Origin of the sequence: Pseudanabaena sp. SR411 (assembly GCF_002251945.1) — a bacterium.
Lineage (GTDB): Bacteria > Cyanobacteriota > Cyanobacteriia > Pseudanabaenales > Pseudanabaenaceae > Pseudanabaena.
Map to the genome: position 1 here is coordinate 14,017 of NZ_NDHW01000103.1, position 12,994 is coordinate 27,010.

At 42.4% G+C, this 12,994-nt stretch carries 17 protein-coding genes; 3 read left to right on the forward strand and 14 right to left on the reverse strand.

From position 1 onward, the window contains the following. Positions 1-11: 11 nt before the first annotated feature. The 6 genes from B9G53_RS10260 to B9G53_RS10285 all read right to left on the reverse strand — a co-directional run bounded on the left by B9G53_RS10260 (position 12) and on the right by B9G53_RS10285 (position 3,920). Entirely contained in the window at positions 12-407 is a 396-nt protein-coding gene (locus B9G53_RS10260; protein WP_094531825.1) for a type II toxin-antitoxin system VapC family toxin, read from the reverse strand. Beyond that, positions 398-598 carry a hypothetical protein gene (locus tag B9G53_RS10265; protein WP_094531827.1) on the reverse strand — a complete coding sequence of 67 codons (201 nt, stop codon included), beginning with the start codon at positions 596-598 and terminating at the stop codon, positions 398-400. The genes B9G53_RS10260 and B9G53_RS10265 overlap by 10 nt, the downstream gene beginning before the upstream one ends. Before the next feature lie 73 nt (positions 599-671). Continuing rightward, entirely contained in the window at positions 672-1,430 is a 759-nt protein-coding gene (locus B9G53_RS10270; RefSeq protein ID WP_094531829.1) for a hypothetical protein, read from the reverse strand. Between the two features lie 35 nt (positions 1,431-1,465). Further along, positions 1,466-2,428 (reverse strand): ParA family protein, encoded by a 963-nt coding sequence (locus tag B9G53_RS10275; protein ID WP_094531831.1) that lies wholly within the window; start codon positions 2,426-2,428, stop codon positions 1,466-1,468. Between the two features lie 211 nt (positions 2,429-2,639). After that, positions 2,640-3,194: a hypothetical protein gene (locus B9G53_RS10280; protein ID WP_094531833.1), complete on the reverse strand. Its 555-nt coding sequence runs from the start codon at positions 3,192-3,194 to the stop codon at positions 2,640-2,642. 51 nt (positions 3,195-3,245) lie between these two features. Beyond that, a complete protein-coding gene (locus B9G53_RS10285) occupies positions 3,246-3,920 on the reverse strand; it encodes a cytochrome b/b6 domain-containing protein (protein ID WP_094531835.1) in 675 nt (224 codons plus the stop codon). 63 nt (positions 3,921-3,983) lie between these two features. Between B9G53_RS10285 and B9G53_RS10290 the strand changes: the two genes are divergently transcribed. The 3 genes from B9G53_RS10290 (at position 3,984) to B9G53_RS10300 (ending at position 6,762) form a co-directional block, all read left to right on the forward strand. Continuing rightward, positions 3,984-4,169: a hypothetical protein gene (locus B9G53_RS10290; protein ID WP_094531837.1), complete on the forward strand. Its 186-nt coding sequence runs from the start codon at positions 3,984-3,986 to the stop codon at positions 4,167-4,169. Between the two features lie 6 nt (positions 4,170-4,175). Next, a complete protein-coding gene (locus tag B9G53_RS10295) occupies positions 4,176-5,705 on the forward strand; it encodes a tyrosine-type recombinase/integrase (RefSeq protein WP_094531839.1) in 1,530 nt (509 codons plus the stop codon). A 112-nt stretch (positions 5,706-5,817) separates the two neighbouring features. Next, positions 5,818-6,762 (forward strand): glycosyltransferase family 9 protein, encoded by a 945-nt coding sequence (locus B9G53_RS10300; protein ID WP_094531841.1) that lies wholly within the window; start codon positions 5,818-5,820, stop codon positions 6,760-6,762. A gap of 156 nt (positions 6,763-6,918) precedes the next feature. Here the strand turns inward: B9G53_RS10300 and B9G53_RS10305 are convergent, their stop codons facing one another. The 8 genes from B9G53_RS10305 to B9G53_RS10340 all read right to left on the reverse strand — a co-directional run bounded on the left by B9G53_RS10305 (position 6,919) and on the right by B9G53_RS10340 (position 12,945). Beyond that, positions 6,919-7,194, reverse strand: coding sequence for an HU family DNA-binding protein (locus B9G53_RS10305; protein WP_094531843.1), 276 nt, complete (start codon positions 7,192-7,194; stop codon positions 6,919-6,921). Positions 7,195-7,399: 205 nt separating this feature from the next. Continuing rightward, entirely contained in the window at positions 7,400-9,664 is a 2,265-nt protein-coding gene (locus B9G53_RS10310; RefSeq protein WP_094531845.1) for a transglycosylase domain-containing protein, read from the reverse strand. A 278-nt stretch (positions 9,665-9,942) separates the two neighbouring features. Beyond that, complete coding sequence (locus tag B9G53_RS10315) at positions 9,943-10,779, reverse strand: universal stress protein (RefSeq protein ID WP_094531847.1); 837 nt, start codon at positions 10,777-10,779, stop codon at positions 9,943-9,945. A 355-nt stretch (positions 10,780-11,134) separates the two neighbouring features. Continuing rightward, positions 11,135-11,476 (reverse strand): DUF5615 family PIN-like protein, encoded by a 342-nt coding sequence (locus tag B9G53_RS10320; RefSeq protein WP_094531849.1) that lies wholly within the window; start codon positions 11,474-11,476, stop codon positions 11,135-11,137. Position 11,477: 1 nt separating this feature from the next. Next, positions 11,478-11,804, reverse strand: coding sequence for a DUF433 domain-containing protein (locus B9G53_RS10325; protein WP_094531851.1), 327 nt, complete (start codon positions 11,802-11,804; stop codon positions 11,478-11,480). A 151-nt stretch (positions 11,805-11,955) separates the two neighbouring features. After that, a complete protein-coding gene (locus B9G53_RS10330; RefSeq protein ID WP_094531853.1) occupies positions 11,956-12,219 on the reverse strand; it encodes a type II toxin-antitoxin system RelE/ParE family toxin in 264 nt (87 codons plus the stop codon). Beyond that, positions 12,212-12,484 (reverse strand): hypothetical protein, encoded by a 273-nt coding sequence (locus B9G53_RS10335; protein ID WP_094531855.1) that lies wholly within the window; start codon positions 12,482-12,484, stop codon positions 12,212-12,214. The genes B9G53_RS10330 and B9G53_RS10335 overlap by 8 nt, the downstream gene beginning before the upstream one ends. Positions 12,485-12,681: 197 nt before the next feature. Beyond that, positions 12,682-12,945, reverse strand: a complete 264-nt coding sequence (locus B9G53_RS10340; RefSeq protein WP_217901550.1) for a hypothetical protein — start codon at positions 12,943-12,945, stop codon at positions 12,682-12,684. Positions 12,946-12,994 lie beyond the last annotated feature (49 nt).

Genomic DNA, 12,994 nt, shown 5'->3' on the forward strand with positions numbered 1-12,994 from the left:
ATTAAATAACCTTAGTAAGGGATTACTTGAATTAGTCCAGTTCGGAAAGCTGCATCATAGGTGATCACTGGTAAGGTTTCGATTTCAGCTTGAGCCATAATCATCCGATCAAATGGATCTCGGTGGGCTATCGGTAAACTTCCTGCTCTAAGCGCGTGATTTGTAGCGATCTCCAGTTCGCTAAATTTCGCTTGCCGTAATATCTGTGAATATTGCTCAACAATTTGTTTTGCTTCAGGTAGTTTGCCAATACGGTATTTGGTCGCAATTTCCCAAGCAGATGCGCTGCTAACGATAATCGTATTGTCTGGATTGCTAATGATTTCTCTACACTCGTTATTTAGTTTTGGATCGTTAAAGATCCACCACAGTAAAATATGGGTGTCAATTAGATAACTCATTCCCATTCTTGAAGTTCCTCTTCTGGCAATGGCTCAAAGAAAGCGTCACCAAGTTTTCCTGTCAGTAAACCAGGGGTACGAGGCTGTAAAGGCTCTTTTCCTAAGCCAAGTCGAAAGTAATGAATTAGGTCATAAATTTCGGCAAGTTTCTCTTCTGGTATATCTTGCAGTTCTTGGACAATCTTCTGAATCAGCATAAGTCAAACTCCTAATTCTGTTATGTATATCAAAATTTGTTGGTCGAGAAGCTAAGCTTTATCGAAAAACTATCTATGAATGCCACTCGATTGATTGAACAATTGAGCTAACGAGTCGTTGCACACAAGCTTTAACTGATTCATCAGGAATATAAAGACTGCGGAATTGTTCTGAGACTACATTAGATATTGTTTTCCAAGTTGTCCAGCAAACTACTTCATGAGCTTTCTCCAAAAGTACAGACTTGTTAAAATCGTGATTTTCAGCACGTTGTAGTACAGATTCAAGATGAAGTTCAATTGCATCAACAGGAGTTAATTTCCCATGACCCAAGACCGATACAGGAGTCTCAGAACCTAAAATAAGCCATAATATTGGCTGACGATTCCTAAGCAATGCCTCTTTCATAACTAAAACAAACTCTCGCGCTAATTGCTCTTTTTGAAATGAACTTTTTTTAATTCTTTTAGCTTCAATCACGACAAAATTGCTTGGCGTTTGAATAATCCCGTCAGGTTGAACAGCTAGACCATTTCGATGTAGTTTAGCACTTGGGATAAGATAAAAATTTCCAGGTAAAAGAGTAAATTCTGCTTGTTCGATTTCTTCTCGTAGTTTTTTACGCGCTTCTATTGCACCTTGCGAAACTTCAACTACAGAACCTAAGAAAGATTGCCGAGGAAGAAAATCAAGAGACTGAAGTACTTCGGCAGTAAGAACGTTCTCAAATCCACGCCCTCCTTCCCGATAGTCTTTAATTGTATTACCAACCCACGATAATTCTTCTAAAAGTCTTCCTAAAACTCTAGGGTTGTTTGAATTAAGATTCATAAAGATAGTATAAACATGAATTAATTCAAATTATTTTATTCTAAATCAACTAAGCTCAATCTTGATGTTTGTTCTTTCTTTCCTAGAGAGACTTCTAGCTTTTTCAAAAGCTCGACAGTTACTTCAGCAAAAGCTTTCGCACCACCTGAGTTGGGATTAGATAGAGATGCAGGGATGAAATTATCTACGGCTTTAGCAATATTTACATCATTGGGAATCTTAGTTTTAAAAATCTTAGCGGTGCTAAAGTCTGCTGCTACACGATCCATTACTTTTTGGTAATATCTGCTCAATGTAAAGCCAGCCGACATGCTGAACACAATTCCCAAAAGTTGAATATTAACCGAATTGTCTTCTCGATAGACTTCACGTAGTCGCTCAATACGTCTTTCTAATAGCTGAATACCGACTACAGACAGAGGCTCAGGTCTTGCAGGCATTAGGTAAAAATCACTTGCCACAATGCTACTGCGCGTAATTAAGTTATAACCAGGGGCACAATCGAGAATGATGAAATCATAACTTTTAAGAGCAGGAGCAAGGATTCCTTTAATTAAAGTTTGCTCAAACTTACTCCAAGTTTGCTGAAAGGTTTGCTTTTCTTCGTATAGGAGCGATCGGTTATAAAGCATTTCTGATACGAGAAACTCATCGTATAGATCAATATCACCAACTAAGAGATCTAAGCCTTGGACTTTGCAGACATGGGGAATTACAAGATCTTTGATTTGGTAAACTCTTTCTTCTGGATCATTAATCTGGACACCGTAACGCGCGATCGCCTGACTAACTAGATTTCGCAAGGTACGATTTTCTTTGCGGCATTTAGCAAACTCGGCTGGTGAAATCATGCTGAGCGTGGCGCTGATTTGGGTATCTAAATCAACGACTAAAACCTTTTTGCGGTGGATTTTCGCCAAGCAGGTGGCAATATTGACAGTTAAGGTGGTTTTACCGACCCCACCCTTCATATTTACTGTTGCTATTACTTTTCCCATTACTTTGAATATCCGCAAAAATATAGTTTTAAAGAGTTTTAAAGTGAGGCTGTCTGAGCCTAAAACCTGAGCCTAGACTATGTGAGCCTTTACTCTTCCATCATTTTAAGTGAATTAACAATACACCATTAGACCGCCAAGTAATCGGTAAAAAATCATCACTATATCTAGATTTATTCCAAGAGCTACCTCTATTTGTTTTCTAGGGGTTCTAGTTTAAATTTGGATTAACTACCTGTCCTCTAGTGGGATCAGGAATAAATAAGCCAAGCCGTAGAGATCGCAATACTACTTCCCAGACTTGGCGCATCTGTTCTTCGCCCTCTGTCCAATAGTCAAAGGTGAAGAGGACTTGGACATTACCACCAATACCAATCAGGATGCGAGAGGTGGCTTCACGCTTCTCGGTTGCATCAATGTAGCGCAGATCTGTCCATACGAGTTTCATGCCATCTCGGTTAGCGCTAGTAACTTTACCTTTGGCAAGAATTTCGCGATCGTCATCATCAAGGATTTGTTGCAGGGCTTTTTTGAGGGGAAATGTATTCCAATCGTGAGGAGGCAGGCGATTAAAGGACATTTCTAATGCGCCTGTATCGTCAGTTGGTTCAAAGTCATGGAAACTGACGGACTTTTCTTTAAACTTAACAATCCAATCCTTGGGAAAATCAAACCTTACTGCCCCGCGATCGGCAACAAATATTTTGTATCCTTCTTCTGACTCCCAGTTATGATCGCTGCGTAAAGTTAAGTCTTTTTTTCTCATGTTTTTACATAAAAGTAGAGGAGGACGCTTTGCGTCCTCCTCTACTTTATTTTATTTTTGGGAGAATGCGGGTAAAACAAAGGCGATCGCAATACCACCGATGACAAGTATTTCAAAAATTAATAGAATCGTGCTAGAAGGTTTGATTTGAAATCCTTTAAACCAAGACTTTGGCATATCTTCAGCACGTACTTTCCAATTGTAGATAGATAACAATAGTGGCAATCCGCCTACCTTAGCGCTCATCAGTAGATGCATTGCTATACCAACAATCATTAATACCCATGAAATTAAATGTCCGATATACCAAGCATGGTTCAATTCTTCATTAGGTAGCCATTCTTCTTGCATCATTCGACCTGTAGTTACCGCAAAGGTAGCAGATAGAAGAATAAGGGTATTGGTGAGACGTTGTAGCGATATCCACCAAACTGGTTTACCCACTTCTGTAAGCTGTTTAAATGATTGAGCCTGAACTAAGCGTCGTGAGCCTAGATGGAAGCAATATATGGCAAAAATTGGTAAAAGAATTAAGAATGTTAAAGCGATCGTACCGTGAATCCCTTGGGTATTGGGAACTATCGGTAAGTTCAGAGTCCCAAACCGCTTGTCGTATCGGTCATAGACCATAAAGCCTGTAATTAAGGCAGCAAAGACTAAGATGGCGATCGCACTATGCAATAGCCGCAAAAGAACGGGCTGGTATGGAGAGATGGGAGATTTCATCGTTTTTCTATACTTGTCAAACTAAAGCTAATATAGGATTAAAATCGTTTTAGGGGTAATCAAATGCTGAAATTTGCCATGTATTTCGCGATGTTTGTTGGAGCGCTGGCGATCGCTGCGTGGGTATCCCGTGAGGCTAGCTACTTCTTTAATAGCTTGTTCTATTATGTTCGCTACCATTGGCTACCTTTTTTAGGCGGTGTAGTTCTAATCGCGATCGCCTACAAAGTTCTTAGCAGTAAATCATGATGCGTAATGACTAATGACCTTGCAGAGCGAATTCTCATGGCTTGCGATCGCCACACATTAGCAGGTCAACGCGACTACGCAATATTGCAATTACTAATCGAGAATTCGCTAAAGCGGCAGCAGGTAGCGGCAATTAGTATTGGCGATTTGAATTGTCGGGGACGATCGCTTCAGGTGCAACGGCGCTATAAACGTCAAGGTCAACAAAATCAGTCGGAAATTATTAGTCTCAGTTTAGACACAGCCAACGCATTACAAGACTGGCTGAATTTGATTCATCTTGAAGCTGAGAATGAGGAAGATACTCAAGCACCACTATTTATATCTCTGGATCGTGCGAGTTATGGTCATAGACTGACGGGAACTGCCATCTATGGCATAGTGAAACGTGCCGCAGCTAATGCAGGTATTAGCGAGGCGATCGCCCCCGAACAATTGAGATTTAGTCAAGCAAAATATGCCTTAAATCAAGATATTGAGACACTCAATAAGACTATAGTTGCGACATGTGAGACTCAGTCGAGACTAAGTAGCGTATCAAGATTAGAATATGAGAATCAAAATAGGACTTATTTAGATACTAGTGAGACTCAAATAAGCAAGGTTCCTTATGCGCTGACAGAATTTAATCCAGACATTCTCACTTCTCTCCTAGCCGACAAACGGAGTCTTAACACTAGACGCGCCTATGAGAAGGATTTGCGTTACTTTTTTCTTGCTGCCTATGGACAAAAGCCGACAGAGCCAGTGATTGCCCAGTTTTTGCAGTTAAATCGCTTTGAAGCGATCGCGATCGTGTTGCGATACAAATCCGACTTAATAGCTCAAGGCTTAAAGGAATCGACAATTAACCGTCGTCTATCTGCTCTCAAATCCTTAGTAAATTTCGCCGCCAAGTTAGGGAAATGTAATTGGAATCTCGATGATGTCCAAACCGAGACTGTTCAAACCTATCGAGATACGACTGGGATTAAGCCCGATGGAATTCGTACAATGCTTTTAAAAATAGATAGAACTACTATCAAAGGCATACGTGATTTTGCGATTTTGCGACTACTTTGGGACAATGCCCTGCGTCGTAACGAAGTCGTTAGTGCGAATATCGGTGATTTTGACTATGAAGCGCGATCGCTTCAAATTTTAGGTAAGGGACGTGGCTCTCAAAAGAGTCTCATTAGTCTTAGCATGGGAACGGCTAACGCAATTCAAGACTGGCTGTCTCAACTTAAGACAAGAAATAGCGATCGCCCCTTATTTCAATCTCTCGATCCAGTCAATCATGGGCATCGCCTGACTGGCACAGCGATTTACCAAATTGTTGACCAACTGGCGCGAGACTCAGGCATTACCAAAAAAATGTCTCCCCACCGTATTCGCCATTCTGCAATTACAGCAGCCCTTGATGCAACTAATGGCAATGTGCGTAAAGTTCAGAAACTATCCCGACACAAAAAACTGGATACCCTCATGCTCTACGACGACAATCGCACCAATATGCAAGGTGAAGTATCGAGTTTGTTAGGTGATTTGATCTAGCCCTAAAGGCATGACTTAGCAATGTCTTAAGGGTTTGTATTAAGGCTATCTGTCTCAACTCCCAAAAACAAAGTAATATTACTTACGGTCTTCGTCTAGAGATGTATAAAATATGATGCGAATACTGGCCTTGGTTCCTGGTGGAACTGGCGATCAGTTACTATTTTTCCCGACACTGGATACACTCAAACAACAGTATCCCAATGCCGAGATTGATGTGGTAGTCGAGCCACGCGCAATGGCAGCTTATCGCGTTTGCCAATCTGTGAACCGAGTCCTCAAGTTTGATTTCAAAGATCGCAACTCTTTGGCTGATTTTGGTAACTTGCTTGGGACAATCCGCGATCGCGAATATGATGCTGCAATCATTACTCAGCCTAGTTTCTCAGTTAATATCTTGTTATGGTTAAGTGGTATCCCCAAGCGAATATCTTTTGCGGGACAGGGTGACTTTTTGCTAACGGATATTATTACTGCCGATCCTGAAGAATATGCCGCAGTCCAAAACCATAACTTGCTAATGGCGATCAATATCCAGAAGCTCTGTCCACCCATTAAGGTTACTCTATCCAAAAATGACTTGGATTGGGCAGCTAGCGAGCAAAAGCGTCTTGGTCTTCAAAAAAGTGGTTTTATCCTGCTGAATTGTGGCGCTTATGCCAATTATCCTGCGGAGAGTTGGTCAACGATCGCGCTTGATATGCAAGCAAAACTACCGAACTTACCAATTGTGGCGATCGATAGCGTTAATAATGCCGATTTACTAAAAAAACTAACCGCTAAAGTTCCTAATCTCTTAATTAGTAGTCCGACTGATATCGGCAAGCTGACCGCTTTTATTGCTTCCGCAAATCTATTTATTTGTGCTGAAGGTGATGCTATGCAACTAGGAGTTGCAGTTGGCACGGCTCTAGTTGCCATTTTGGGAGCAAATACGGCTGCTGGCTCATTACTACCGATCACCGAAAAGCGCATCAAATATGTGCAAGCGATCGCAGGTCAGCCCCTCAATGCGATCTCTCCACAAACAGTTCTAACCAAAATCTGGGAAGGATGAAAAATCAAAAAAGGCTCGCTTTGCGAGCCTTTTTTGATTTTAGCGTTAGACATTTTCCAAGGCGGCGCTAAGCGCCGCTTTTTATTTGGGGGGTGGGAACGCAAAAATAATTCAAAAAAAGGGCGCAGCCCCTTTTTTGAATTTTGTGAAATCGCATTACTCAACAACTTTTTCTTTGAATTGTTTACCAGCCGAAAAAGCAGGAACGCGGGTAGCAGCAATCACCATTTTTTCGCCAGTACGAGGGTTGCGACCTTCGCGCTCTTGGCGATCGCGTGGCTCAAATGAACCAAAGCCAACTAAAGTAACGCGATCGCCTTCAGCCACAGCATCAACAATTGATTCGAGGGCAGCAGTAACGATCACTTCAATATTTTTCTTGGATACGGATACCTTTTCGGCGATCGCATCTACTAATTCACCTTTATTCACAGATGTAGCTCCTATGTCGCTTGAGATTAAGACGTAATTTTTTCAGGATTGCTATCAGGATTGTAGTGGTGCGAAGCGCCTCTTCACAATCCATAAGACGGAATCAATACTACAGCACCTATGGCAGTCGTCAAGCGCTTTTGACAAAAGTTTCGCAAAAGTTTTTAAACCAGTAGAGATTATGCTTCGCATAATCTCTACTGGTTTAGCGTACAGCTTGCCGCATATAATCGCCCCAAACCTGTGCAGCAACTGCACTTGAGCCATTTGTCACTCCCTCATCATTACCGAGCCAAACGGCTGTAACTAAGTTTCGCCTTGGTACAGCACCAATGAACCAAAGATCTCGCCCCTCGTCAGTGGTTCCCGTTTTGCCAACTACAGTACCTTGAGGAATCGCTGCTGATCGCCCCGTACCGAATTGGACAACTCCCCGCATCATATCCACCATCGTGCTAGCTACACCAGCATCGATCGCCTGACGTGGCTTTACAAAGGTATTCGCATCAAAAATGACCCGACAGGTACTGCGATCTTTAGGATTTTGGCAGTCAGCACTGTCGAGAATACGTTTGATGGCATGGGGTTTGATGTACTTACCTTCGTTGACGACGGTGGCATAGGCTCCAGCCATCTCTAAAATTTTGACTTCATTACCCCCTAAAACCATATTGCTCGATTCATCGAGTTTGGCGGTGATTCCTAAGTTCTTTGCCATTTTCACCACATTATCCAAGCCTGCGCTATCAGCAACCCTAACCGCTACCACGTTTTCTGATAGGGCAAAGCCGCGATACATGTCGATCGCACCGCTACCGCCATTGTGACAGCCGACAATCCCTGAGAGGGCGTTACAGGAAAATGCAGTGCTAGGAGAAATACCGCGATCGATCGCCGCCGCATAGCTAAATAATTTAAAAGTTGAACCTGGTTGGCGTAGGGCTTGGGAAGCGCGGTTAAACTGGCTTGTCTTATAGTCAACACCACCTGTCATCGTCAATAGTGAACCATCGCTACTATTCACGGTAACGATCGCTCCTTGGCTAAATCCGTAACTGCCACCATCACGAGCAACAGCATCACGTAAAGCATCATCGGAAGCCTTTTGCATGGCGAGATCGAGATTTGTCTCCACGATTAGATTTCCTTCCCGCGCAAAGTTATCGCCGAGGATATCTTGTAACTCTTCAAACACATAGCTGTAGTAATAAGGCGCAACCGAGCCTTGCAGCTTAGTTTTGGCTGCTTCATTGAGAATTAGTACCGATCGCCTTGCCCGTTCAGCATCTTTATCGGTAATCATCCCCAATTCCGCCATCCGATTGAGAATGCGATCGCGATATTCGATCGCTAAGTTTTTGTTTTTAAAAGGATTAATCGTTTCTGGGGAAGGTAATAGCCCGACTAGGGTTGCAGCTTCCGAGAGAGATAGTTCGGAAGCTTCTTTGCCAAAATAAAGTTTAGCGGCATCCTTAAATCCATAAACGCCATAGCCCGTATAGGCGCGATTGAGATACAGGCGCAGAATTTCTTCTTTGTTATAGGTAAATGTGAGTTTAATTGCTGCCGCCGCCTCACGCCATTTGCGCCCTGCGGAGTCATCTGTCCCCACATAGGTTTTGCCTAGTAAGTTTCTCGCTAACTGTTGGGTAATGGTGCTAGCCCCTTCTAAACGCTCACCCCGACTACGGACATTGGTGACGATCGCCCGCGCCACACCCACAGGATCGACTCCAACATTCCAATAGAAGGAAGTATCTTCGGAGGCAATTACCGCTTGCGGAATAAATTTCCCAAATTCACCGAGACTGGCATATTCCGTATGATTAGCAATATCCGTCGGATCAAGGCGCTTGATACTGTCGCCAGCAAAAACTTCTACGGGCCCCTGTTGAGTCACGGGTAAAGGCTTGAGATCGGGAACACGGCTAAGCTCATAGCCGATCGCTAAAACCAGCATCCCTGCGATCGCGCCGATACCGATTCCCGTATATTGCACCGTGCGAATATACCAAGGTGGCGGATCAAGATAGCGAATTGTGGCGGCTTCGGCAAGTTCAGGAGGACCTAAAGTAATCGTCATTTTGTGACGCAGTGGCACTGACTTAAGGCGTTGCTTTTGGCGGTAAATGCCATTGGTCGAGTTTTGGTCTTGGAGAATAAATTGGGCTTTCTTTTGGGTGCGATCGCGAACTAATTGGGCGTGAACTTGGCTTACTAATGGTGTTTGCACGACAATATCGCATTTGCCCGTACTACGTCCTAATATGTAGCGATCGCCCACTAATTCATAAATTTCAGGCTTATCTTTTTGCGATCGGCGTACTTCTAGTTTGGGGACGCGCTCTTTGGGATTAATTTTTAAGACCCCATTAACCACCTGTGTAAGCTGATTGATTTGGGTCATCAACTTGGATTTAGGTGGTTTAGGCTGTGCTGGCTGCTGTGATGGTGTTTGTGGCGATTTCATAGGTAGCTAGGACGTAAAATTTGAAAGCACGGTTTCCGATTATGCCCTCAAATTTAATTATGCACTTAAACAAGAAGAGCAACGCTAAGCGTTGCTCTTCTAAGAATATTTAAAACAGGCGCTTTAAAGCCCAGATTTTTTGCTTGTTTTAAATTTTGCTTGTTTTACAGCAATTACCGATCAAACGAACCACAAGAAAAAATTTGAAAGCGTTGCTTCGCAACGCTTTCAAATTTTTTCTTAGTTTGGGTTTGAGCGCAAAGCGCTGTAAATATTGTTTATGCTTCTATGGTGCGGGTTAGCAATACGGGAACAGTGGCATTTACACGCACATAGTCAGATACCGATGAACCAAGTAAGCGATCAAGGTCAGGCAAACTACGGGCGATCGAGGGGCGGCGATCGGGTGAACCAATCATCAGCAGGCTAGTATTAGACTCATCGGCGAGTTTACAAATTTCTTTACCCACATCACCAGAACTTATGAAGGAGCGCGATGGGATATTCATCCGCTTCAGTTTAGCGGCAGTCTCCACCAGTACGGGATCGGTGTTAGCATTGGCATCTTCTTTACGCTTGACCACCCTTGCCAAGAAAATTTCGACATCCTTTGCGCCACTGACTAGTTTAATCGCAAGATCAAGGCAATTATTGGCTGAGGCTGAGCCATCTACAGAAACCATCACACTCCGAATGGTTTTGATGTACACGTCATCCTTGATCAGCAACATGGGCGCGTCAGATAATTGGAAAACATACTGACTGACCGAGTTTGCCAAGATTGCTTGTAGGCGACCCATACCACGAGATCCCATGATCATCAAGTCGGGCTTAAGATCTTCGGCTACTTTGCAGACAACATCTTTAGGTTCACCTTCCTTGAGCATGGATACGGTGGTATTACCTGAAGACAAGCGCAAACTTTTGACTTCTCTTTCAACGATCTTTTCACCCGCAAGACGATATTCCGTAATCGCTTCCGAGTTAGTTGAATTGGGGATGACATGCAGTACATTAACTTGCAAATTTTGCATACTAGGCAGGGCTAGTAGCATATTCATCATTTCGCGCGATCGCCCCGAACCATCGACAGCTAATAAAACTTGTTGGAACATAATCTTGGATCTTTAAAAATTTGCTATATCTTGAGTAAAGCTTAATTACAAGGCGATCGCTGCAAAACGTTGAGATTCTTAAAAATTAAATATTGAATCCTCCATGCCTATACATAGCTATAGTCTTTATCAGGTGTTTGAATTACACGCTTTGGTTCTTAATGAATTTACCGTTTAGTTCCAATGAGTAAGTTACTCGCTTTTCGAAAAGTTGTTCTTGATCATTGTTTATTGTTTGTTCTCCTTACTGTGAAGTTGCTTTAGAGCTGTAAGTCTCGCAGTTAGTAAAAGCGATCGCCTTTTTCTCCCTCACCCTTAACTCTTCTCAAATATCCTGCCAATAGTTAAGCAATCTCTATTTACTAGGACGATTTATGCGAATTAGTTGGTTGGTTAGAGCTACTGTGTTGGTAGTTGCTTCATGAATTTGGGTAGCTAGTCTTTGTCTATTGAGGTCTTCTGTACAAACGATTATCCCTGCATGGATAGGTTTTAGGTTATGCAGTCGAATAAAGTCACTTCGATTAATCGTTAATACAGCACGGTTGTTAGCGATCGCAAAGGATAATACTTCTTCATCGGGGATTCTTTGGTTGGCTTTTCCTGCTTCTTGGACTGTCAAAATATCATGCCCTAACTCACGAAGCAGGTTGACGACAATTCGGGGGAATTGCTCATCGGTGTAGAGACGTGCCATTTTAAGCTGCCTCTTGTCTATGAATGGCTGCTTCTATCTCATCAATGTGAGTTTCGGCGTAGCGCCATGCGTTTACTAGGTCTGTTGCAGAGAGGGTGGGATAGTCTTCGAGGATGTAGGCTTCGCTTGCGCCTTGACGTTGGAGGCTCACTAGTAGCCATACGGGTATGCGGGTTTGTCGAATGCAGGCATCGCCGCCCATGACTCTAGGATTTTTTTCGATGCCTTGCCATGTGTTGCTGAGGCTTTGGACTAGGATTTGGATTGCTTGAGTTTTTTCTTCGGGGGTTAGGGATAGTAGTTGTGATTGTAGTTCTTTTAGTGTCATGTTATGTCTCCTTTTCTATCGGTAAATCATGCAAGTAGTAAAAGCGATCGCCTGTTTCTCCATCACCCTTAACTCTTCCCAAATATCTTAGGCTAATGAGAAAACGTCAATGGCGATCGCCTATTCATTCCCTTAATCAGGTAACGACACCTTATATTTCATAAGCCTTACTGCGGTGAGCGATCGCCACAACAAACACTTGTACTATTTCATCTTCGACTGAATAAATAATCCTATAATCGCCAATGCGATAACGATATAAATTTGAATATTCTCCCTTGAGCGCTTTGATGTTAGGGTGCGATCGCGGATCTTGTTCTAATTGTTGTAAACATTTAGCAATCTTTTTCGCTAAAGCTTTATCTGCTTTAGCATAAACTTTCTGAGCATCAGGATGGAGTAGAATTTCATACATCAGAACGCACTGTTCTCCAATTTACATATTGGCTTTTAGGTGTTGTTTGATTCTGTTTGATGCGCTCTAATAGTCCTGAGATTGATAATAGCTCTTGAGTTGCTGCTTCGCTTTCAGCATTTGCTAAGAATGCTGCAAAATCGGCAACTACTTTTAATCTTTCTGGAGATAGCTGTCTAATTGATTCACTCAGTTGATTCTGTATTTCCGTTACTGGTATCGCAGAGGGATTATCGACAATAGATAGATCATTGGATGTATTCATTGTGATTGCTAGAGTTATTTTAAGTATTTACAGTTTAGCATTTAAGAAAATAGAATCAATTATTGCTATCAACAATTCAGATCGATAAGTCTCGCAGGTAGTAAAAGCGATCGCCTGTTTCTCGATCACTCTTAAATCTTCTCAAATATTTTATGCCAATGAGAAAACGTCAATGGCGATCGCCTATTCATTGCTGATTAGCAGAGATTTTCTAAATCTGCCAAGTCTTGCAGTCTGCCAGATGCTAGTTTGTTCCTTTTAAGATTATCAAGATCGATGAATTTAACGGCTATATCGTCAAGCATTACTTCTATTTTCGACTCATAACAGGTCTGGAAGTCAATGCCATCTGGACTGGTGATTAAGTCAATGCGATTAGGTGGATAACCAAGTTGAATGATTTGATGCGGTTCTTGAAAGTCTTGGGTAGTTAGTCCTACTCCCTTCCCGCTGTAAGGCATGGTAAAATATGAAATAAAAAGACAGTAAAAAAATGAACCAAAACGAAGC

Bases quoted from the DNA above. Each gene is read 5' to 3' on its own strand.
- B9G53_RS10285 (WP_094531835.1), bottom strand. From the start codon at position 3,920: ATGAAATCTCCCATCTCTCCATACCAGCCCGTTCTTTTGCGGCTATTG.
- B9G53_RS10270 (WP_094531829.1), bottom strand. From the start codon at position 1,430: ATGAATCTTAATTCAAACAACCCTAGAGTTTTAGGAAGACTTTTAGAA.
- B9G53_RS10275 (WP_094531831.1), bottom strand. From the start codon at position 2,428: ATGGGAAAAGTAATAGCAACAGTAAATATGAAGGGTGGGGTCGGTAAA.
- B9G53_RS10260 (WP_094531825.1), bottom strand. From the start codon at position 407: ATGGGAATGAGTTATCTAATTGACACCCATATTTTACTGTGGTGGATC.
- B9G53_RS10320 (WP_094531849.1), bottom strand. From the start codon at position 11,476: ATGGCACGTCTCTACACCGATGAGCAATTCCCCCGAATTGTCGTCAAC.
- B9G53_RS10340 (WP_217901550.1), bottom strand. From the start codon at position 12,945: ATGCCTTACAGCGGGAAGGGAGTAGGACTAACTACCCAAGACTTTCAA.
- B9G53_RS10330 (WP_094531853.1), bottom strand. From the start codon at position 12,219: ATGTATGAAATTCTACTCCATCCTGATGCTCAGAAAGTTTATGCTAAA.
- B9G53_RS10295 (WP_094531839.1), top strand. From the start codon at position 4,176: ATGACTAATGACCTTGCAGAGCGAATTCTCATGGCTTGCGATCGCCAC.
- B9G53_RS10300 (WP_094531841.1), top strand. From the start codon at position 5,818: ATGATGCGAATACTGGCCTTGGTTCCTGGTGGAACTGGCGATCAGTTA.
- B9G53_RS10310 (WP_094531845.1), bottom strand. From the start codon at position 9,664: ATGAAATCGCCACAAACACCATCACAGCAGCCAGCACAGCCTAAACCA.
- B9G53_RS10280 (WP_094531833.1), bottom strand. From the start codon at position 3,194: ATGAGAAAAAAAGACTTAACTTTACGCAGCGATCATAACTGGGAGTCA.
- B9G53_RS10265 (WP_094531827.1), bottom strand. From the start codon at position 598: ATGCTGATTCAGAAGATTGTCCAAGAACTGCAAGATATACCAGAAGAG.
- B9G53_RS10315 (WP_094531847.1), bottom strand. From the start codon at position 10,779: ATGTTCCAACAAGTTTTATTAGCTGTCGATGGTTCGGGGCGATCGCGC.
- B9G53_RS10290 (WP_094531837.1), top strand. From the start codon at position 3,984: ATGCTGAAATTTGCCATGTATTTCGCGATGTTTGTTGGAGCGCTGGCG.
- B9G53_RS10325 (WP_094531851.1), bottom strand. From the start codon at position 11,804: ATGACACTAAAAGAACTACAATCACAACTACTATCCCTAACCCCCGAA.
- B9G53_RS10335 (WP_094531855.1), bottom strand. From the start codon at position 12,484: ATGAATACATCCAATGATCTATCTATTGTCGATAATCCCTCTGCGATA.